The sequence below is a fragment of the Fulvivirga aurantia genome (assembly GCF_009711475.1).
GTDB classification, from domain to species: domain Bacteria; phylum Bacteroidota; class Bacteroidia; order Cytophagales; family Cyclobacteriaceae; genus Fulvivirga; species Fulvivirga aurantia.
On record NZ_SMMD01000221.1, the window covers coordinates 1 to 1,027 of the forward strand.

At 34.7% G+C, this 1,027-nt stretch carries 2 protein-coding genes; both read right to left on the reverse strand.

All coding sequences use genetic code 11. From position 1 onward, the window contains the following. Positions 1 to 138 precede the first annotated feature (138 nt). Complete coding sequence (locus E1176_RS00720; protein ID WP_155208676.1) at positions 139 to 732, reverse strand: HD domain-containing protein; 594 nt, start codon at positions 730 to 732, stop codon at positions 139 to 141. Continuing rightward, a partial coding sequence (locus E1176_RS20240; RefSeq protein WP_185152510.1) for a hypothetical protein occupies positions 729 to 1,027 on the reverse strand: 299 nt, incomplete at its 5' end. The genes E1176_RS20240 and E1176_RS00720, both read right to left, overlap by 4 nt.

Consider the following 1,027-nt stretch of genomic DNA (forward strand, 5'->3'; position numbering starts at 1 on the left):
CCAATGGTAGAAAATAAAAAGATTAATAAATCTAATAATAGTGGTTCAGCAATGGCTTTTCCCTTGTAAAAGATTTTAGTTCAAATTAATAGTTGGTTTTGATTTGGAGGCCCTGCGCAAGCAGGGCTTTTTTTGCGCTTATGAGTAAGTGTACTCAATTTGGGCTATGTTAACTTCTTTCTTCGGCCTCAGTATCTCTTTTGCATATGATGTATAATATCTATGTATTTCTAAAAATCGAAGATTGAGAAAAGCCCATGTTTCATCATCAAATTTTTCATGACAACAAGACATCACCTCCTGCCTGAGTTTATTGTTTATTTCCATATAATTATTAGCTGCCAGATGTCTCATATCTGCATCACAAATGATTTTTTCTGATAATGATTTAGGATTTGTAGGAAGTCGGGTTGCTTCTATTAGATGACAGACTTGTAATATGTCAGACTCAGAACAATTTAAGTTATGCAAAAACTGTGTTGCTATATGCTGACTGTGGCTTTCATGATTTTTGTATGACTCTATAAAACCAGTATCATGAAACCAGGCAGCAAGAATAAGTTTTTCTCTTTTTTCAGGTGAAACAACATGGTAATCTGACATAATTTTTACTCCCTCAACTACATATTGAGTGTGTTGTAAATTGTGGTAATAAAATTCAGGTGGCAGTGATGACACTATATCAGAGACATACATTTTAGAAGCCTTTATTATGTTAGCACATTTTTTCATTTGAGTTTATATACAAATGAAAAATCAAGCCCCCACGTAAAACCTAAGTCGGTATAGCCCTTTACATTATGATCACTTATTTCAGGTGCACCACCTGATCTTTCGTCATTATCAGTGGTCGAATAATAAATGCCGGCACCTACACTTTGGTTTAAGGCTAAAGTCTTACTTAGATTGATGACAATACCATAACCCAGGTGATTATTGATGAGAATTTCAGCACTTTCATAGCGATGGTCAACATACCCCTTTGATTCATTTTGCCAGATTTTGGCAGACCATCGATCAACTATTC

Excerpts from the sequence above, each read along its gene's own strand:
- E1176_RS00720 (WP_155208676.1), bottom strand. The coding sequence starts at position 732 with ATGAAAAAATGTGCTAACATAATAAAGGCTTCTAAAATGTATGTCTCT.